This window comes from Rhodococcus sp. H-CA8f (assembly GCF_002501585.1).
GTDB lineage: Bacteria > Actinomycetota > Actinomycetes > Mycobacteriales > Mycobacteriaceae > Rhodococcus_F > Rhodococcus_F erythropolis.
This window is the reverse complement of record NZ_CP023720.1, coordinates 791,739-808,972: the sequence shown is the minus strand read 5'-3', so window position 1 is coordinate 808,972 and position 17,234 is coordinate 791,739. Positions and strand designations below refer to the sequence as shown.

At 63.3% G+C, this 17,234-nt stretch carries 18 protein-coding genes; 8 read left to right on the top strand and 10 right to left on the bottom strand.

Annotated features, from left to right (window positions below):
* Window positions 1-2: 2 nt before the first annotated feature.
* From CPI83_RS03875 to CPI83_RS03865, 3 genes are read right to left on the bottom strand one after another with little or no spacing between them, the layout of a single operon-like run.
* A complete protein-coding gene (locus CPI83_RS03875; RefSeq protein WP_019745494.1) occupies window positions 3-1,010 on the bottom strand; it encodes a substrate-binding domain-containing protein in 1,008 nt (335 codons plus the stop codon).
* The gene (locus CPI83_RS03870) at window positions 1,007-1,906 is read right to left on the bottom strand and encodes a PfkB family carbohydrate kinase (RefSeq protein WP_092764202.1); all 900 of its coding nucleotides are present in this window, start codon (window positions 1,904-1,906) and stop codon (window positions 1,007-1,009) included. The genes CPI83_RS03875 and CPI83_RS03870 overlap by 4 nt, the downstream gene beginning before the upstream one ends.
* A 2-nt stretch (window positions 1,907-1,908) precedes the next feature.
* Window positions 1,909-2,751 (bottom strand): BtpA/SgcQ family protein, encoded by an 843-nt coding sequence (locus CPI83_RS03865; protein WP_003940276.1) that lies wholly within the window; start codon window positions 2,749-2,751, stop codon window positions 1,909-1,911.
* A gap of 234 nt (window positions 2,752-2,985) precedes the next feature.
* Between CPI83_RS03865 and CPI83_RS03860 the strand changes: the two genes are divergently transcribed.
* The gene (locus CPI83_RS03860) at window positions 2,986-4,011 is read left to right on the top strand and encodes a LacI family DNA-binding transcriptional regulator (RefSeq protein ID WP_019745496.1); all 1,026 of its coding nucleotides are present in this window, start codon (window positions 2,986-2,988) and stop codon (window positions 4,009-4,011) included.
* Here the strand turns inward: CPI83_RS03860 and CPI83_RS03855 are convergent.
* The 4 genes from CPI83_RS03855 to CPI83_RS03840 form a co-directional block, all read right to left on the bottom strand.
* Window positions 3,972-5,054 (bottom strand): M20/M25/M40 family metallo-hydrolase, encoded by a 1,083-nt coding sequence (locus CPI83_RS03855; RefSeq protein WP_097386810.1) that lies wholly within the window; start codon window positions 5,052-5,054, stop codon window positions 3,972-3,974. The genes CPI83_RS03860 and CPI83_RS03855 overlap by 40 nt on opposite strands.
* A gap of 26 nt (window positions 5,055-5,080) precedes the next feature.
* Window positions 5,081-5,698: a sortase gene (locus CPI83_RS03850; protein ID WP_097386809.1), complete on the bottom strand. Its 618-nt coding sequence runs from the start codon at window positions 5,696-5,698 to the stop codon at window positions 5,081-5,083.
* The gene (locus tag CPI83_RS03845) at window positions 5,670-7,367 is read right to left on the bottom strand and encodes a hypothetical protein (protein ID WP_097386808.1); all 1,698 of its coding nucleotides are present in this window, start codon (window positions 7,365-7,367) and stop codon (window positions 5,670-5,672) included. The genes CPI83_RS03850 and CPI83_RS03845 overlap by 29 nt, the downstream gene beginning before the upstream one ends.
* Before the next feature lie 133 nt (window positions 7,368-7,500).
* Window positions 7,501-8,073, bottom strand: coding sequence for a peroxidase-related enzyme (locus CPI83_RS03840; protein ID WP_097386807.1), 573 nt, complete (start codon window positions 8,071-8,073; stop codon window positions 7,501-7,503).
* A gap of 154 nt (window positions 8,074-8,227) precedes the next feature.
* Between CPI83_RS03840 and CPI83_RS03835 the strand changes: the two genes are divergently transcribed.
* Window positions 8,228-9,106: an AraC family transcriptional regulator gene (locus CPI83_RS03835; RefSeq protein ID WP_097386806.1), complete on the top strand. Its 879-nt coding sequence runs from the start codon at window positions 8,228-8,230 to the stop codon at window positions 9,104-9,106.
* Window positions 9,107-9,169: 63 nt separating this feature from the next.
* Here CPI83_RS03835 and CPI83_RS03830 read toward each other — a convergent pair whose 3' ends face one another.
* Window positions 9,170-9,817: a CoA transferase subunit B gene (locus tag CPI83_RS03830; protein ID WP_007730017.1), complete on the bottom strand. Its 648-nt coding sequence runs from the start codon at window positions 9,815-9,817 to the stop codon at window positions 9,170-9,172.
* Window positions 9,814-10,560 carry a CoA transferase subunit A gene (locus CPI83_RS03825; RefSeq protein WP_007730016.1) on the bottom strand — a complete coding sequence of 249 codons (747 nt, stop codon included), beginning with the start codon at window positions 10,558-10,560 and terminating at the stop codon, window positions 9,814-9,816. The genes CPI83_RS03830 and CPI83_RS03825 overlap by 4 nt, the downstream gene beginning before the upstream one ends.
* Window positions 10,561-10,731: 171 nt before the next feature.
* On the opposite strand from CPI83_RS03825, the gene pcaH reads away from it, so the two are divergent.
* The 6 genes from pcaH to CPI83_RS03795 are packed head-to-tail and all read left to right on the top strand — an operon-like array spanning window position 10,732 to window position 16,660.
* Window positions 10,732-11,451: a protocatechuate 3,4-dioxygenase subunit beta gene (gene pcaH / locus CPI83_RS03820; RefSeq protein ID WP_046379373.1), complete on the top strand. Its 720-nt coding sequence runs from the start codon at window positions 10,732-10,734 to the stop codon at window positions 11,449-11,451.
* On the top strand, window positions 11,444-12,085 hold the full coding sequence (gene pcaG / locus CPI83_RS03815) for a protocatechuate 3,4-dioxygenase subunit alpha (RefSeq protein ID WP_021331870.1): 642 nt from the start codon (window positions 11,444-11,446) through the stop codon (window positions 12,083-12,085). Before pcaH ends, pcaG begins: the two co-directional genes overlap by 8 nt.
* A gap of 11 nt (window positions 12,086-12,096) precedes the next feature.
* Entirely contained in the window at window positions 12,097-13,425 is a 1,329-nt protein-coding gene (gene pcaB / locus CPI83_RS03810) for a 3-carboxy-cis,cis-muconate cycloisomerase (RefSeq protein ID WP_097386805.1), read from the top strand.
* Window positions 13,422-14,603, top strand: coding sequence for a 3-oxoadipate enol-lactonase (gene pcaD, locus CPI83_RS03805; protein WP_047888310.1), 1,182 nt, complete (start codon window positions 13,422-13,424; stop codon window positions 14,601-14,603). Before pcaB ends, pcaD begins: the two co-directional genes overlap by 4 nt.
* Entirely contained in the window at window positions 14,600-15,424 is an 825-nt protein-coding gene (locus tag CPI83_RS03800; RefSeq protein ID WP_020909283.1) for an IclR family transcriptional regulator C-terminal domain-containing protein, read from the top strand. The genes pcaD and CPI83_RS03800 overlap by 4 nt, the downstream gene beginning before the upstream one ends.
* A 24-nt stretch (window positions 15,425-15,448) precedes the next feature.
* Window positions 15,449-16,660 (top strand): acetyl-CoA C-acetyltransferase, encoded by a 1,212-nt coding sequence (locus CPI83_RS03795; protein ID WP_047888311.1) that lies wholly within the window; start codon window positions 15,449-15,451, stop codon window positions 16,658-16,660.
* Here the strand turns inward: CPI83_RS03795 and CPI83_RS03790 are convergent, their stop codons facing one another.
* A complete protein-coding gene (locus tag CPI83_RS03790) occupies window positions 16,661-17,200 on the bottom strand; it encodes a MarR family transcriptional regulator (RefSeq protein ID WP_020970947.1) in 540 nt (179 codons plus the stop codon).
* Between the last annotated feature and the right edge of the window lie 34 nt (window positions 17,201-17,234).

Sequence of the window (17,234 nt, the reverse complement as noted above, 5' to 3'; positions counted from 1 at the left end):
GATTACTTCTCCAAGTAGTACATGTAGTCGGCTACGTTCTCCGGGGTCACGATCTGGGTGGGGACGGGGATGTTCGCCGGAGCGCCGCGACCACAAGCCAGGTCGATTGCCGAATTCATTGCCTCGTGGCCGAATTCGAAGGTGTTCTGCTGGACCACGCCTTTAAGCCAACCGGCTTTGAGTCCGCCTACCGCCTGATCCGAAAGATCCCAACCGACTGCTTCGATGCGATCCTGCGCCTTCTGACTGTTGACCGCCGCAACGAGTCCGATCAAAGCCGGCTCACCGGTTGCGTAGACGTACTTCATGTCGCCACCGCCGGTCAGCAGGTTCTCCGCTGCGGTCTGTGCGTTCTCCTGAATGTTACGTCCGTCCACGACGGTGCCGACGGTCATTCCGCGGCCGGTCACGGTCTCCGTGAAGCCCTTCTGCCGCTCCAACTGGACAGTGCTGTTGAGCGCGCCGACGATACCGACCGTTCCGGTGTTGTTCGCGACGTCGGCCAAGGTGTTTCCGATCTTGGCACCGCCCTCGGCATTGGCCGTACCGACCTGAGTCGACAGCGCCGGATCGTCGATGGTCGCGTCGACCGCGACGACGGGGATGCCCGCGTTCTTGGCCTTGACCACCGACGGCTTGATTCCGTCCGTGTCGATTGCATCGACGATGATCGCGTCGACTCCGGCGGCGATCAGATTGTCGAAGGCGTTGGCCTGCGCCACGGAATCGTCGTTGCCACTGATGATCTGCAGGTCGACACCTGCCTTGTCCGCGACGTTCTTGGCGGCATTGTTGATCTGGTTGAAGTACAGCGCCTGAAGGTTGATGGTCACCAGACCGACCTTGAGCTTGCCGTTCGTCCCGTCGCAGCTTTCGGCGACTCGGGTCGGCTGCGGGATGGACGAGCCACCCGATGCGTCCTTCGAGTCACTCGACGAAGCCGAGTCACAAGCGGTGAGCGTGAGCGCGACTGCAGCTCCCAGCGCCAGAGGCAATGCACGTTTCATCATCGAGTCTCCAAAAGGGTGTGAGGGGTCAATGTTGCTGTGAAGCTGTCCAATTCATCTCGGGTGGGGCATCCGCGGGGTCCGGCAGTGGCGCAAGCCAAGGCAGCCGAGGCTCCCGCGAGTCGTGCAGCGTCCACCGGTGAGCGCCCGGCGTCGACAAAAGCGATGTACGTACCGCCGAAGCAATCACCGGCCCCGACGGCATCGACGACGTCGACCACTACTGCCGGTTCGCTCGTCACCTCGCCGCCCGGTGTGGCCAGTGTCCAACCTCGCGAGCCGTCGGTCACCAGCAGGTGTGTGTTGTGCTCGGCGGCCAGTGCCTGCCACTGATCGAAACCGATCCCGAACTCGCCTTCCCACAGGGCACGCCCTACGACGACGTGGTCAGCGAGCGCGAATGCGCGCAGTGCCGCGGCTTTGTTTTCACAACCGTCCAGATCGATTACCAGACTTACGCTTCCCGGCAATCCCTCTGGCAGGAAGCCCGCACGGTATCCGTCGAGGAACAGCCGTCCACCACCGGCAGCAGCCAATCGGGTGATGACAACTCCGATGCGTTCGGCATCGTTCGGGTCGTCTTGACTGATGATGGAGCGATCGCCGTCCTGCGCGATGAGTACAACTGCCGTCGACAGGAACGCATCTCGCGGCGACCAACTGGTGTCGATGCCGTCAGCCTCGAGGGCTTCGAGAAACTCGGTGGATCGCGCGTCCGGGCCCACGGCACCGGCAAAGATCACCTGCGCGCCCATTCGGGCTGCGGATACCGCAGCATTTGCATTCATTCCACCGTCGATCTGACTGATGGCCGTTGCCTGCACGCGCTCTCCGAGCACCGGTACATGTGGAACATGTACCGTCACATCGTTGTTGGCGTATCCACAAAAGACAATCATGGTTACTTTCCTGCGGCCCGGGACAGTTCGCGGACCTTCTCGCCTGCGACCCGTCCCCACCAGCGTCCATTGTCCTTCACCGAGGATGCAACTATGGCGCCGTCGCATTCCTTCATCAGCGCTGCGACGTTGGCAGCCGTGATGCCGGATCCGATGATCACGGGAAGAACGGTGTTGTCTCGGATCACGGAAACCTCGTCGACCGAAGCGGCGTCACCGGTGCGCGAACCGGTCGCGATCAGGACATCTGCATCGAAGAACTCGGCGTCTTCGGTCTGTTCCGCGACGGTGCGGTCCGCAACAATGGCATGCGCACCATGCTTGACGTGCACGTCAGCGAAGATCCGGACCGGGTCGGCGCCGATGCGATGACGGAAGCGCGTCGTCTTGGCCGCCTGACCCTCGATGAAGCCCTCATTGGCAATGTAGGCATTGGCCCACTGATTGACGCGCACAAAACTCGCGCCTGCCGCCCACGCCGCGGCCACTCCGCACTCGCCGGCGTTGGACAGGATGCTGACGCCGACGGCCTTGCCGAACTCACCGACCACCGCTGCCGTGATGACTCCCATGCTGGCGGCGGTTTCGTATCCGTGTTCACCGGGCTTGAGGAACGGTATGTCCCAGTGATTTTCGACGATCACACCGTCGAAACCGTTGTCGACGTACGCGTGCGCTTCCTCCACAGCGAAGCGAGCAATTTCCGAAACCGGCTGCCCGGTGTAGTGCGGGCTGCCCGGCAGAGCAGGGAGGTGGATGGCCCCGATGAGAGAAGGCGTGCCGGTGAACATCTCTGCCAACGCCGAGGGCTTGGGCGGAAAGACTCCGAGCGGTGATGCGGTCACTTCAGCTACCCCATTCCATGCGCAAGATTTGCGCTGTATGTCCATGCACAAGATCTGCACACGATGTAATCGATTGCCTTGATGAATTAGCAGGTTATGCGATCAACACCGGGTTGTGTCAAGGATTTCACAATTCGAATTTGTAAACGATTGCCTCAATCGCGTTACATGCGGGACACTGGACCGTGCGGTTCGATAACCTCGGACCCGAATCGAGCAGAAAACGGGGGACGCATGCGCAAGGCGACCATTCGCGATGTCGCGGAACTGGCCGGGGTCTCGACTGCCACCGTGTCGCGGGCACTGTCCGGATCCCGCCCTGTCTCGGACGAGCTTGCAGCGACGATCAAACGAGCCGCGGATTCTCTCGGATACTCGGGAAACATCATCGCCAGCTCACTGCGTCGTAATCGGACGGACACTGTCGGCATGGTGGTTCCCAGTATCGCGAATCCCTTCTTCACTTCGTTGGTGGTCAATGTCGAACACGTCCTGGCTCAGCGCGGCCTACAACTGTTCCTGTGCGATTCTCGTTCCGATCCCGACGTGGAAGCGCAGCGGCTCAAGTCGCTCGTCTCGCGGCAGGTAGACGGAATCATCATCAGCCCGTGCCACGGCGAATTGAGTGCCGAAGCAGTACGAGCCAGCGCAGCAACGCTTCCGGTCGTTCAACTGGACCGGTTTGCAATGGATACCCAAACGGACTGGGTCGGTGTCGACGACGACGCCGCTCAATCACTCGTGATGGAGCATCTGTCCGAGCGCGGCGCGCGATCGGCTGCCTTCATCAGTTCCGAGCTGACCAATTCGTCGACCGAACTTCGCCGGGCCGGATTCTTCCGCCATGCGGATCGAATGGGAATCGAAACTCGTGACGAGTGGACACAACTCGGCGAGTATTCGATCGAATGGGGACGCACGGCGTCCAACACCATCCTGACCGGCAAGACTCGCCCCGACGCCTTGGTCTGCGCCGACGACCTGATCGCGCTCGGTGTGCTGCAGACCTGCCACGCATTGGGCATCGACGTCCCCGGCGACGTTCTGGTCACCGGTTTCGACAACATCCCCTTCTCCGAACTGTGCAATCCGCCGTTGACCACGGTCGGACAGCCGCAGGAGAGAATCGCGGAAGAAGCTGTGCGACTTCTGGATCAGGCGATGAACAACTCTTCCGAGTCGACAGCCCACATTGCGCTTGCTCCTGAACTGATTGTCCGTCAGTCCACCGTCGGCCAAGCAGCAGCCACGGCACCGTAGGCAGCGATCGCATCGTCCAGTTCGGACACCTTGACGCTTTCGTTGGCCGCATGCATCAACGAGGGAGTGCCAGGGCCCCAGATCACGACAGGAGCGCCGGGGGCGGCCGCTGCCAGCACCGAAGCGTCGGTGAAGTACGAAACCGGTTCGGTTGCAACAGAGATCGGCAAGGTAGCCAACCACGGATCCGACGCGTCGGTACGCACACCTCCCAGGTGAATCGACGTCTCTACCGAGTCGACTTCCGGTTGGGCGCGCCACCATGCAAGCAGGTCTGCGCCGTCTCCCACCGTGCGGTGATCGATCACCGCACGTGCATTGTCCGGCACGATGTTCGGAGCCGAACCGCCGCCGACCAAACCGAGGTTCCAGGTTTCGGCGCCCAGAAACGCGTCGGACGACAGCGGAAGCTCACGCCGAGCTCGATCGACGACGTCAAGCAGTTTGAGGACAGCGTTTGTTCCTCGCTGCGGCGTACTCCCGTGCGCGGCTTTTCCTTTGACGGACACTTCGAGCCACAGTGCACCGCGGTGCCCCAGGTTGATGCGATTGCCGGTCGCCTCGGGAACGATGACAGCCCCGACCTCGAGATTCGCTACGGCGTCGGCCGAACGAACGGCCCCGAGCGATCCGATTTCCTCGTCGCTCGTCAGCAGTAGTGCGACCGGGACTCCACGTTCGAAAGCGTCGACAACCGCGGCAGTAGCGGCAACAAGGCCGGCCTTCATATCCGATGTCCCTCTGCCGAGGAACAATTCGCCGTCGACCTGTGCGGCGTACGGGTCGAACTCCCAGTCGGAGACAGTGCCCACTGGCACCGTGTCCACGTGGCAGGCGAACAGGAGTCTGGCTGCCGAGGGTGCAGCTTCGTTGGTGATCAAGGCCCAGGGATGATTGCCGGTCAGGTCTGACTCCACCGTCGCCTGTGGCGCACGTGAGAGAACCAACGAGACAATCGAATCCATCGCCCGCCGTTGAGGAGCGGCCTCCCCCGAGACCGTGTCGAGAGCTACCAGTTCCGAGAGAAGTCCGAGGGAATCCATGTACCTATTCTTGCACTGCCACGGATTCAGTGCGCTGCCAGCTGGGCGATGACGACGTAATTGTCGTCGGTCGACTCTCCTTCGACGACATCACAATTGGCGAGGATCAACCGTCCCGGAACCGATTCGCGCAACTCGTGAGTGCCCAGCAGCGAACCTTTGTGCAGCGGCCCGACGGTTTCGACGTCGTACTCGAGTGTGCCGTTCGATGTAGCCAGGAGAATTCGATCGCCCGGCTCCACTACCCGGAGCGCCCGGAACGGTGCTTCGCGAGTGGTGTAGTTGTGCCCGACGACAACAACGGTCTGTGTGGTTTCCGTTCCCGGCATTCCGCTCTCGCCCCACCACACCGGCAGTTCGTCGACGGGATTCAGTTGCTGCCCACTCTCGCCGCCGCGCATCAGTTTCTCCGAGTGCAACGGACTGCTCAGGTACGTGACCCCGGACGCAGACCTCAACTCGATCCTCTCGGGTTCTGCCGGATCGACGGTCACCGAAGCCGGTGCAGCCGCGATATGCGACTGCACCGGCGAGCGGTCAGGTAGCGATCCCGCATTCTCGCCCGAACATCCGGATGCGAGGAGGGCGAGGATCGCTACCGCCGAGAGGCCGGCGCTACGCAGACGTGTTGCCCGGGCCGTCATGACGCTTGCGACGAACAACCACCGTCGTAGCTGCTGCGGCGGCAGCGCCCACGACTCCGACGCCGATCAATACAGCCGGCAGGTTGGAGTTGCTGCTACCGCTGGTGCTGCTGCTTGCAGTGTCACCGAGAGCAAGTTCGACGGGGGGCAGGCTTCCTGCAAGTGCCGGATCGCCGTCGGCATCGGTGACGTAGTAGTCGACGACGTCGAAGGCGCCCTTGTTGTTGTAGTAGCCGACCAGCTTGACGCCGGTCTTGTTCACTACAGCGGTGGTCTCGTCGACCTTCGTGACCCCGGAGCCGTCGTCGGTGTGCTCACCGATGATCACTTCACCGCCGACGCCTGTTCCGTTGTCGATCTCCTTCTCGCCCTTTGCCTTGAGCTCGTCGACGATCTTCTGCGCTGCATCCGCTTCGGCTTTCGCGGCGGCCGCGGCGGCCTGAGCTTCCTTGGCCTTTGCTGCTGCGGCGTCGGCTGCGGCCTTCGCGTCTTCGGCGGCCAGGTAGAGATCCTGCGCCTTCTTACTCGCTGCTTCGGCAGCTTCGGCCTTCTTGGCGGCTTCGGCAGCCTTTTCGTCGGCGATGGCTCGCTTGTCGGTGGCAGCCTCGCCCGCAGCATCGGCTTCGGCCTGGGCCGTCTCCGCGGCCTTCTGCGCAGCGTCGGCGTCCTTTCGTGCGGAAGCCGCGGTAGCTGCCGCTTCATCTGCGGCCTTACGGGCGTCAGTGGCAGCTTCTACCTCGGTTGCGGCCGCGGACTCGGCTGCCTTGGCCGTGGTTTCGGCGGCGGTGGCCACCTTCTGAGTTTCCTTGACGGTGATCGCGAGCTGCTTGGCATTCCAAGCCGCGGCCAACGCCTGAGTCTTTGCGGCGAGTCCCTTCGCGATGTCCCAGTTCTTGAAGGCTTCCTCGGCTTCCTTGTTCTTGTCCGCAACCAGCTTGGCGTTTGCATCCGCGGCAGCCTTCGCCTCATCGGCTTTGGCCTGCAGAGCATTAGCCTCGGCGCGCGCCTGTGCCGCCTCCTCGGTCTTGGTCCCCGAACCGGCGGCCTTCGCTGCTTCCTCGAGTTCGGCAGCCTTGGCTGCGGCGGCGTCTGCTTCTGCCTGAGCTGTTTTTGCTACCTCCTTGGCATCGGCTGCAGCGGACTCCGCAACCTTGGCTGCCTCTTCGGCTTCCTTGGCAGACTGTTCCGCGGCCCCTGCCTCCGCCTTGGCCTGGGTCGATTCGACCGCCGCCTTGGTTGCCTCGACGCTCGCCTGAGTCATTGCCTCGGTCGCCTTCACCGAAGTGTCTGTCGCTGCGGACGAGTCGACCCCTGCCGCTGCGGCTGCTTCGGCGGCCTTCGCTGCCGCGTCGGCTGCTGCTTTGGCTTTTGCTTCGGCTTCCGCCAGTGCTGCGGCGTCCGTACCTGCGGTTTCGGCACTGCCCGCGCCCGCGACCCCGGCTTCAACCTTCTCGGGTGTGGTCTCGGTGCTCGTCGCCGCGTCGGCGTCGGTGGTGGCAGCTGCCTCTTCCTCGGCGCAGGTCACCAGCGGATCGGCACTCGGGGTACACACGGTTTCGGGCTCTGCCGATGCAATTCCTGTGCCGCCCACCGCCAATCCGAGAGCTAGTACGGCACCGGCGGCCGCAGAGCGGACCCTCCGAGAATGGGCGATGGACTTCTCCGACATAGCGCTCAACCTTTCGGCCTTCTTTACGAAGACGGCAATTCCGGCGTGGACAGCCTTTACTTCGTCGGCTGAGTTCCAGACGTTACGACCGGTCGGTCCGAAAAATTGAAAGCTTATGTTCGAGTCGCAGGAATCAGGACCGCGGAACGCGCCCCATCAGGTAGAACTCCGGATTGGGCAGCATGCCGGAGAAGCTCGCCATGCGATTGCTGAGCCCGAAGAATGCAGTGATCGCGGCGATGTCCCACGCATCCTCGTCGCCGAAGCCGTGCTCACGGAGGGCGTCGAAGTCGACGTCGGCGATTTCGTGCGAGGCGGAGTTCACCTTGGTGGCGAAGTCGAGCATCGCGCGCTGACGATCGGAGATCTCTGCGGTGCGATAGTTGACCGCAACCTGGTCGGCAACCAGCGGCTTCTTCTCGTAGATACGCAGAATCGCGCCGTGCGCGACAACGCAGTACGTACATTTGTTGGCCGCAGAGATCGTGGTGACGATCATTTCTCGATCGCCCTTGGTGAGTGCGGAATCTTCCTTGAGCATGATCGCGTCGTGGTATGCGAAGAATGCCCGGAACTCGGCTGGCCGCCGAGCGAACATCAGGAAGACGTTGGGCACGAACCCTGACTTCTCCTGGATCTCGAGAATCCTGGCGGCGATGTCCTCGGGCACCTCGGTCAATTCAGCCTGCGGAAAACGGGTGCTCACTGTGCCTCCTGGTCAACCATCGATGTTCGATTCAAGATAATGATGATTAACTGAGTTGTCCAGATGCATTTCCTGCCCTACTTTTTCGGGCACGGATAGTCGGGTACGGACCAAGTGATCTGCGTAGCGTGAAACCCGTGAACAGGAAGACACGATGATCGACGGACTGAACCGCGCGCTCGACTACATCGAAAACAATCTGAGCGGCGAGATCGACACAGCCGAGATGGCAAGGCTGGCAACCACCTCGGAGTATCACTTTCGGCGGATGTTCTCGGCCCTGGCCGGCATTCCCGTATCCGAATACATCCGTCGACGTCGACTCACCCTGGCCGGTGCCGAGTTGTCCGTCAGCAGATCAGGAGTGTTGGAGACCGCCGTGAAGTACGGCTACTCGTCCGCGGAAGCCTTCACACGAGCGTTCACCGCATTTCACGGCGTGAGCCCCGGCGCGGTCAAACGCGCTCCCGCCGTTCTCAAATCACAACCGAAACTTGTCATTCACGTGACGTTGGAAGGAGCCACACCGATGGACTACATGCTTGTGGACAAACCTGCCCTGACGGTAGTCGGATTCCAGACCCGGGTTCCACTGGTTCACGAAGGTCCCAATTCTGCGATCGAAGATTTCACCCGCTCCGTGGACAAGGTTGCGCTGCGCGGTTTGCGCGAGCTGTCCGATCAGGAGCCGGCAGGAATCGTCAGTGTCGTCGACAATTTGGCGCATCCCAGAACCGAAGGTACAGAACTGGATTACTACCTGGGAGTGGTCACCGGCAAACCTTCACCCACGGGTTTCGATGTGCTGACGGTCGACGCACACACGTGGGCCGTGTTCACCGCCGACGGGTCGGCAATCGAATCTGTGCAGTACTTGTGGCGCGATATCTACACGGAATGGTTCCCGGCCAACCCTTTTCGCTCCGTACCTGGTCCCGAGATCATGCGTACCGAATACAACGACGATTTCACCGTCGCACGGTTCGAGCTCTGGATTCCGGTCGAGAGCGAGCTGAAGGACGTCGGGGCGTAAAACAGCCGCCGGGTCGGATGGAAGTCACGACCCGGCGGCTGAGCCATCAGATGAAACATACTGTCAAAGAATCAGTTTCGCTCCGGTGGCAGCAACCACGTCCTCGACGCTGATGCCCGGCGCCGTCTCCACCAAGCGGAGACCGTCGTCAGTCACGTCGATCACGGCCATGTCGGTGATGATTCGCTGGACACAGCCCTTACCGGTCAGCGGAAGCGAGCACTCCTCGACGATCTTGTGCTCACCCTTCTTCGAGACGTGCTCCATCATCACGATGACGCGCTTTGCGCCGTGGACCAGATCCATCGCGCCGCCCATGCCTTTGACCATGTGGCCGGGGATCATCCAGTTCGCGAGGTCTCCGGTGGCACTGACCTGCATGGCACCGAGCACGGCAACGTCGACCTGGCCGCCGCGGATCATGCCGAACGACGCTGAGGAGTCGAAGAACGACGCACCGGGGAGAACGGTGATGGTCTCCTTGCCCGCATTGATCAGCTCGGGATCGAGTTCGTCCTCGGTCGGGTACGGCCCCACGCCCAGAACGCCGTTCTCCGAATGCAATACAACGGTGATGTCGGTCGGGAGGTAGTTCGGAACCAGCGTCGGCATACCGATGCCGAGGTTCACGTACTGCCCGTCCTCGAGTTCGCGCGCGACGCGGGCCGCCATCTCTTCGCGGGTGAGTTTGGTGGGTAGTACAGAAGTCATGCTCGTACCGTCCGATTCTCGATGCCGACCGTCACGGGGCCGACGTGGACAACACGCTGAACGTGAATGCCCGGCGTGTGGATCTCGGCAGGGTCGAGCTCACCCGGCTCGACGAGGTGCTCGACCTGCGCAATGGTGATGCGCCCCGACGTTGCTGCAGCCGGATTGAAGTTCTGGGTACTCGCGCGGTAGACGAGGTTGCCGTGCCGGTCACCTTTCCAGGCATGGACCAGTGCATAGTCGGCGACGATGCCGCGCTCCATCACGTAGGTGACGCCGTCGAAGTCACGAGTTTCCTTGGGCGGACTGGCAACTGCGATGCCGCCGTTGCCGTCGTAACGCAGTGGCAGGCCACCGTCGGCGACCTGGGTGCCGACGCCGGCCGGGGTGAAGAACGCGGGGATGCCCGCTCCCCCGGCGCGCATGCGCTCGGCGAGCGTGCCCTGCGGCGTGAGTTCGACTTCCAGCTCACCGGAAAGGTACTGACGCGCGAACTCCTTGTTGGAGCCGACGTACGAGCTGACAGTACGACGGATACGCCCCTTCTCCAGAAGCACTCCGAGCCCGAACCCGTCGGTGCCGCAGTTGTTACTCACCGTTTCGAGTGATGTCGCGCCCTGCTCTAGGAGCGCATCGATGAGGATTTCCGGCACTCCGACGAGCCCGAAACCTCCGACAGCGATCGTGACGCCGTCCGGCACGTCGGCGACGGCCTCGGCAGCAGTGGGAATGACTTTGTCCATCATGTCGATCACAGTAGCGCGGTGCGTACGTATTGTGAACCCCCGTGCGCATCACGAACATTTTTCGCCCCCGGCATTGCCTGGGTCACATCTACGAACTATTCTGTTCGCAGAGCGCAACACATGTACACATTGCGAACAACTTCACGTAACCGAACGACGAGGTTCCCTATGCTGCATCTACCGCCGAGGTACCAGCGGCCGACTGGCGTCAACGCCCCGGCCGATTTCGCGGACTACAAGACCACTTCTCTTCGCCACCCGAAGCAACCGCTGAAGCTGCTCCCCCAGCGCCTCACGGAGCTCACCGGGCCGGTATTCGGCGAAGATCGCGTCGGCGCCGGCGAAAACGACCTGACCATTGCCAACGGCGGCGAAGCACAGGGACAGCGCATCGTCGTTCACGGCCGTGTACTCGACGGCGACGGAAAGCCGGTCCCCCACACACTGCTCGAGGTGTGGCAGGCCAACGCCGGTGGACGCTACCGCCACACCGGCGACAACTGGCCCGCGCCGCTGGACCCGTTCTTCAACGGGCTCGGTCGCTGCGTGACCGACGCGAACGGCCACTACAGCTTCACCACGATCAAGCCGGGCGCCTACCCGTGGATGAACCACGACAACGCCTGGCGACCGGCCCACATCCATTTCTCGCTGTTCGGCACGGCATTCACGCAGCGCCTCGTGACGCAGATGTACTTCCCCGAAGATCCGATGTTCTTCCAGGACCCGATCTACAACTCAGTGCCCGAAGAAGCCCGTCACCGCATGGTCAGCGTCTTCGACTACGACGCCACAGTCCCCAACTGGGCTCTCGGGTTCCGCTTCGACATCGTCCTGCGCGGCCGTAATGCCTCCGTATTCGAAAACGAGGAAGACCACGATGACTGATCGCACCGCGAAGCCCGCACCCACTTATCCGGTCGTCCCCGGCGACTTCACCACCGCCCCCTTCGGGGTCACGCCCTCTCAGACCGTCGGACCGTACTGGCACATCGGCCTCCCCTGGACGGACGGCCCCGACGCTGCCCCGACCGACACCCCCGGACGAATCACGCTGGCCATCACGGTGATCGACGGCGCCCGCACACCCGTCGCCGACGCGATGATCGAAACATGGCAAGCCGATACGCTCGGGCGCTTCAACCATCCGGACGATCCCCGCGGCGCAGTGGACCTCACTCCGGCGGGTTTTCGCGGATTCGCCCGCAGCGCAGCAGATTCCACCGGCACCGCACTGGTCCACACCGTCAAGCCCGGAGCGCAGCCCACTGAAACGGATGCGGACGAGGCGCCGCACGTCAACGTGTCGGTCTTCGCTCGCGGCATGCTCGACCGCCTGGTCACCCGCTTGTACTTCCCCGAGGACACCGACGCACACGCAACAGATCCGGTGCTGTCCTCACTGAGCGAAACCGAACGCGCGAAGTTGGTTGCAACCAAGGTCGACGGTGGGTACTCCTGGACGGTCTATGTTCAGGACGAGGACGCGAACGGCGTCGAGACGCCCTTCTTCGAGTTGTAAGAGGAGTACACATGCCCACTCGCGGCGCACTGTTCGACCCGGTGTTCGGGGCCACCCGAGTATCGGAGCACCTGTCCGACCAGGCGTGGGTCACCGCGTTGCTCGACGTGGAGGCCGCACTGAGTTGTGCGATGGCCACCGTCGGGTTGGCCGACGGGGAACATTGCGCCGCGGTGGCGACCGCCGCAGCTGAACTCTCACAACCGGGCGGCCTGGACATCGTGGCGCTCGGCCGCGCGTCGGCCGCCGGCGGAAATCCCGTCATTCCGCTGGTGAAGATGCTGCGCGAAAGGGTGGGACAGGAAGGTGTGCCTGCCTCCGTGGTGCACCCGGGCGCCACCAGTCAGGACATCATGGACTGTGCGCTGATGCTGTTGACGCGACGCGCGGGCGCGGTGGTTCTCGCCGACCTGACCCGCGCCGCCGATTCCGCCGCCCACCTCGCCCGCATCCATCGCTCTACTCCGATGGTCGCGAGAACCCTGGGACAACAAGCACTTCCGACCACCTTCGGGCTACTGGCATCGAGTTGGTTCACCGCACTCGACGCCGCAGCGATTCGTCTCGAAATCGTGCTGTCCACGTTGCCGGTTCAATTCGGCGGAGCCGCAGGAACACTCGCTGCGTTGTATCCCGACGGGCTCAGGATCGCGGACGCGCTGGCCGACGAACTCGGTCTGGCCAGGCAGGTCACTCCCTGGCACACCGACCGCGTGACCATCGCAGAACTCGCGACCACACTCGGTATCGTCGCCGGCGCCGTTTCCAAGCCCGCCACCGACATCACCGTCATGGCGTCCACCGAGCTGTCCGAGGTCGCCGAGAGCGCTCCGGGCGGCTCATCGGCCATGCCCCACAAGCAGAATCCGGTTGCCTCGATCACCGCCCGCGCAGCAGCGCGACGCACTCCCGCCCTGGTGGCCACAGCCCTGTCGAACATGGATCACGAATTCGCTCGCGCCGCAGGCCCCTGGCACGCCGAGTGGGAAACCGTCACCGATCTCTTGCGTCTGGCAGGCGGAGCAGCGCACCAGCTTTCCGTGAGCCTCACCGGCCTGCAAGTACACACCGAGTCGATGGCTCGTAATCTAGACATCACCGGTGGCCTGATTCTCGCCGAGCGTGTCACCAAGGCCCTGTCCGCACACACTGATCGAGCACGCGACATCGTCACCGCGGCAGCCACTTCCGGAACCAGGTTGGATCGTGATCCCGCCATCGCAGAGCACCTGAGCGAAACCGAGATCGCCGAACTACTCGACCCCGCACACTATCTGGGCCACGCCACCGATCTGGTCGACCGCGCCCTCGCCGAACGCCCCACAGGAGGATCTCGATGAGCGTCGCGCTCAACTTTCAACAGACCGGCAATCCCGATGCCCCGGCAGTGGTTCTCCTGGGTTCACTCGGATCCGATCTGTCCATGTGGCAGCCGCAGATTCACGCGCTGTCGAATCGCTACCGCGTCATCGCCGTCGACCATCGCGGCCACGGCAAGTCACCGGTGCCTGCGGGCCCCTACTCCATTGCCGATCTTGCCGGCGATGTCATCGCTCTCCTCGATTCGCTCGAACTCGAGTCCGTACATCTCGTTGGGCTCTCCCTCGGCGGCGCTGTCAGCCAATGGATCGCCGCGCACCACCCCACTCGCGTCGAGACGTTGACGTTGATGTGCACGTCCTCGCAGTTCGCCCCGGCTCAGCCGTGGATCGATCGTGCGCAGGCTGTCCGTGCGGACGGCATCGCGTCCATCGCGGCCGCCGTCGTCGGACGCTGGTTCACGCCGGGACTGGCCGAAAACGATCCGGAGCTTGTCGCCCGCCACGTCGCGATGGTCGAAGCCACACCCGACGAGGGTTATGCCGCCTGCTGCGAGGCGCTTTCGATGTGGGACGGCCGCGCCGACCTGGCCCGCATCGTCGCTCCGACGCTCCTCGTCGCGGGCGAGCAGGATCCGTCGACACCTCCGGCGACGTTGAGCGCGATCGCCGACGGTATCGCCGATGCGGTACTGCACGTGGTCGATCCCGGCGCACACCTCGCCAACGTCGAACAGGCCGGGCGCGTCACCAAACTGCTTGCAACGCATATTGCCTCGCACACATCTGCGCTCGCCCAACGTAGCGCCGCGGTATCGGCAGGTATGATCGTACGACGTCAGGTGCTCGGCGACGCCCACGTCGATCGTTCCATCGCCGGTGCCACCGAATTCACGGCCCCGTTCCAGGACTTCATCACTCGCACGGCGTGGGGTGACATCTGGTCACGCCCCGGCCTCGATCACCACACCCGCAGGCTCCTCACTCTCGCGATCCTCACCGCCGTCGGCAACGAACACGAACTCGACATGCACATTCGCGCTGCGCTGCGTGCCGGGATCGATCCCGACGAACTCGTGGAAGTATTTCTCCATACCGCGGTCTATGCGGGTGTGCCGAACAGCAACTTGGCTTTTGCGCTGGGAAAGCAAGCACTCGCGGACCTCTCGGCCGAACCTGAGGAGAACGAGACAACATGAGTGAGAACAGCAGCGAGCAAGCGCCGGGACCGTCACCGGACTACGTGCAGTCGCTGGCCCGTGGGCTGTCCGTCATCAAGGCTTTCGACGGTGAGCACCCGCGTCGGACCCTCAGCGAAGTTGCCAGGCACACCGATCTCACGCGTGCGACTGCTCGCCGCTTCCTGCTCACACTCGTCGAACTCGAATACGTACGTACTGACGGTTCAGTGTTCTGGTTGACGCCGCGAGTCCTCGAACTCGGCTACAGCTACCTCTCCAGTCTGTCCCTTCCCGAGATCGCCGGGCCGCATCTGGAAGCCTTGTCCGCCAAGGTCCGTGAATCCACGTCCGTGTCGATCCTCGACGGTGACGACGTCGTGTACGTGGCCCGTGTTCCGGTCAGCCGCATCATGACGGTTTCCATCACCATCGGCACGCGCTTTCCCGCGTACGCCACATCCATGGGTCGAGTTCTGCTCGCCGGCTTGCCGGACGACGCACTGGACGCCTACCTCGCCCGAGTGTCCTTCACCCGACTGACCGGCAAGACCATCTCCACCGCCGACGGTCTGCGTGCCGAACTCGAGAAGATTCGCGCCGACGGATTCGCGATTGTCGATCAGGAACTCGAAGAGGGTCTGCGCTCGCTCGCCGCACCCATCCGGGACGCAACCGGTGATGTGGTCGCGGCTGTCAACATCTCCACCCAAGCCGCCCGCTACAGCGCCGAAGCTGTTCGCGGTGAACTGGTTCCGGCCGCAGTCGCCACCGCGGACGCCATCTCCGTCGATCTCGGACGTACTCAGTCGTCCAACAATCACTCGGCAGCCACTCGCTGACCGGGCATACCCAAGGAAGAACCAATGCCTGACGTTGTCATCTGTGAACCGCTCCGCACCCCTGTCGGCCGCTTCGGCGGTGTCTTCCGTGACGTAGCCCCGGAAGATCTCGCCTCGACGTTGATCGCCGAACTCGTCACACGTACCGGCATTTCCGGCGCGGAGATCGACGACGTCATTCTCGGCCAGGCTTCGCCGAACGGTGAAGCTCCGGCGATCGGACGCATCGCGGCGCTCAACGCCGGTCTGGGCGTCGATGTTCCCGGCATGCAGGTGGATCGCCGGTGCGGGTCGGGATTGCAGGCAATCATCCAGGCCGTCATGCAGGTTCAGTCCGGTGGCAGTGATCTGGTCCTCGCGGGTGGTGCCGAGTCGATGAGCCAGGCAGAGTTCTACGCAACCGGAATGCGTTGGGGCGTCAAGGGTGAAGGTGTTGCGCTCAGCGATCGTCTCGCGCGCGCCCGCGTGACAGCCGGCGGACGCGACTTCCCGGTTCCCGGCGGAATGATCGAAACGGCAGAGAACCTGCGCGCCGAGTTCTCCATCAGTCGCGAAGATCAGGACGCACTCGCTGTGCAGTCGCATCAGCGTGCCGTTGCCGCACAGAAGAACGGCGTCTTCGCCGAGGAAATCGTTCCGGTATCCGTTCCGCAGCGCAAGGGTGAGGCCCTGCTCGTCGACACCGACGAGCATCCGCGGGCCGACACTTCGATGGAATCGCTTGCACGCCTTCGTCCCATGCGCGCAAAGATCGACCCGGACTCCACCGTGACGGCAGGTAATGCCAGCGGCCAGAACGACGGCGCAGCGCTGGCGATCGTCACCACCGCAGACAAAGCCCGCGCACTCGGACTGCGACCCCTCGTACGCCTGGCAAGTTGGAGCGTTGCCGGAGTTCCCCCGCGCACCATGGGCATCGGTCCCGTCCCGGCGTCGGAGAAGGCACTCGGCCGCCTCGGATTGACCCTGGCGGACATGGATGTCATCGAACTCAACGAAGCCTTTGCGGCACAAGCACTTGCAGTCCTGCAGAGTTGGAAGCTCGAAGCCGACGACCCACGCGTCAACCCCAACGGCTCCGGCATCTCCCTCGGCCATCCGGTCGGTGCCACGGGTGGACGAATCCTGGCCACCCTGTTGCGCGAGATGGACCGTCGCGAAGCGCGTTACGGCCTCGAGACGATGTGCATCGGCGGCGGGCAGGGCCTGGCTGCAGTGTTCGAGCGTCTGTCCTGATCAAGCCCCGACGTGCGCGACGCCAGGGTCACCGAGTTCGCCGCGTAGACCGTCGAGAAAGACACGCAGCAGTTCGGTGAGTTCGGCCTGCTGCTGCTCGGTGAGAATCGACGTCAGTTCGGCTTCACGGCCGAGGACTCGGTCCACCAATTGCTCCACCAGTTCGTGACCGGCGGCAGTGAGGGTCACGAGCACTAGTCGTGACCCTTGCGCGGCGGAGGACCTCTCCACCAGACCCGCGTTCTCCGCGCGCGCGAGTCGCTGCGAGATCGCACCGGCCGTGACTCCGGTCTGCTCGGTGATCTGGCGAGTCGTCAACTGATACGGCTCGCCGGATCGCCGCAGGACACTGAGTAGGTCCAGCGTGGCTGTGTCCGCACCGGCCGAGGCGAGTACCCGTCGGCGATCCTCACCGAGCAGCTTGGCGCACATCCACAGCCTGGTCACAATGCCGATACCCTCTACGGGCGTGCCCGGCCTTTCGCGAAGCCAGGCCAACGCAACCGCGTCCACCGCGTCGTCCGGGTTGTAATCGCCCACCACTGCACACCTCATTTAGCTCTAAATGATACGT

Coding starts and splice junctions, on each gene's coding strand:
- CPI83_RS03830 (WP_007730017.1), bottom strand. CDS start 9,817: ATGACTTCTGTACTACCCACCAAACTCACCCGCGAAGAGATGGCGGCC.
- pcaH (WP_046379373.1), top strand. CDS start 10,732: ATGCTGCATCTACCGCCGAGGTACCAGCGGCCGACTGGCGTCAACGCC.
- CPI83_RS03870 (WP_092764202.1), bottom strand. CDS start 1,906: ATGATTGTCTTTTGTGGATACGCCAACAACGATGTGACGGTACATGTT.
- CPI83_RS03860 (WP_019745496.1), top strand. CDS start 2,986: ATGCGCAAGGCGACCATTCGCGATGTCGCGGAACTGGCCGGGGTCTCG.
- pcaB (WP_097386805.1), top strand. CDS start 12,097: ATGCCCACTCGCGGCGCACTGTTCGACCCGGTGTTCGGGGCCACCCGA.
- pcaG (WP_021331870.1), top strand. CDS start 11,444: ATGACTGATCGCACCGCGAAGCCCGCACCCACTTATCCGGTCGTCCCC.
- CPI83_RS03845 (WP_097386808.1), bottom strand. CDS start 7,367: ATGTCGGAGAAGTCCATCGCCCATTCTCGGAGGGTCCGCTCTGCGGCC.
- CPI83_RS03800 (WP_020909283.1), top strand. CDS start 14,600: ATGAGTGAGAACAGCAGCGAGCAAGCGCCGGGACCGTCACCGGACTAC.
- CPI83_RS03855 (WP_097386810.1), bottom strand. CDS start 5,054: ATGGATTCCCTCGGACTTCTCTCGGAACTGGTAGCTCTCGACACGGTC.
- CPI83_RS03875 (WP_019745494.1), bottom strand. CDS start 1,010: ATGATGAAACGTGCATTGCCTCTGGCGCTGGGAGCTGCAGTCGCGCTC.
- pcaD (WP_047888310.1), top strand. CDS start 13,422: ATGAGCGTCGCGCTCAACTTTCAACAGACCGGCAATCCCGATGCCCCG.
- CPI83_RS03850 (WP_097386809.1), bottom strand. CDS start 5,698: ATGACGGCCCGGGCAACACGTCTGCGTAGCGCCGGCCTCTCGGCGGTA.
- CPI83_RS03835 (WP_097386806.1), top strand. CDS start 8,228: ATGATCGACGGACTGAACCGCGCGCTCGACTACATCGAAAACAATCTG.
- CPI83_RS03825 (WP_007730016.1), bottom strand. CDS start 10,560: ATGGACAAAGTCATTCCCACTGCTGCCGAGGCCGTCGCCGACGTGCCG.
- CPI83_RS03795 (WP_047888311.1), top strand. CDS start 15,449: ATGCCTGACGTTGTCATCTGTGAACCGCTCCGCACCCCTGTCGGCCGC.